Source organism: Bacillus sp. FG16 (genome assembly GCF_057809515.1).
Window position 1 is genome coordinate 1 of the sequence record NZ_JBMDKC010000375.1, and the last position, 371, is coordinate 371.

1 protein-coding gene is annotated in these 371 nt (G+C 36.4%); it reads right to left on the bottom strand.

The window, feature by feature from the left end:
* A partial coding sequence (locus ACODS7_RS32815) for a phage tail spike protein (protein WP_488828753.1) occupies positions 1 to 369 on the bottom strand: 369 nt, incomplete at its 3' end.
* Between the last annotated feature and the right edge of the window lie 2 nt (positions 370 to 371).

Consider the following 371-nt stretch of genomic DNA (forward strand, 5'->3'; position numbering starts at 1 on the left):
TTTCCATTTCATGCCTACTAGGGCCATATCAATATATTTGTTTACCGTTTCCCCTTCTATTCTTTGCGGTTTTATAATACCTGACTTAGCAATTTGAACCCAAGCTCCTGAAGCATATGTGGTAATGGATCGGTTGTCTGAATTCTTTTCTGTTTCTCTAATAACATATGGTACAATTCTTCCGTCACGAACTTCTTTTAAAACAAGATTTTGTTGTTGTAGCGTAGCCGAATGAGTTGTTCCATCAAAAACAGTAAAATCCAACATATCAACATTGTTTTTGATTTCCCACTGCCTTTTATCATCCCAATAGTCCTGCGGCTGAATAGCTGCAACGATTTGATCTGTTTTAAAATCCACAACATGCAAAA